Annotated in this window: 1 pseudogene; it reads left to right on the forward strand. The window is 70.1% G+C overall.

The features are described from left to right. Positions 1-231, forward strand: a pseudogene (locus tag AX690_RS00420) (N-acetylglucosamine-6-phosphate deacetylase); the annotation flags it as partial.

Raw genomic sequence — 231 nt, forward strand, 5'->3', positions numbered from 1 at the left:
GGGTGCTGTTCAACGACGCCCCGACCGTCGAGACCATCGCCGCCATCGGCGCGGCCCATCGCGCCTATGGCGCGACCGGCTTCCTGCCGACCCTGATCAGCGACGATCTCGACGTCGTCGACAAGGCCCTGCGCGCCACCGAAGCCGCCATCGAGGCGGGCGTGCCCGGCGTGCTAGGCGTCCACATCGAGGGCCCGTTCCTCAATCCCAAGCGCAAGGGCATCCACGACG

The sequence above is a fragment of the Caulobacter sp. CCH9-E1 genome (assembly GCF_001556515.1).
Lineage (GTDB): Bacteria > Pseudomonadota > Alphaproteobacteria > Caulobacterales > Caulobacteraceae > Caulobacter.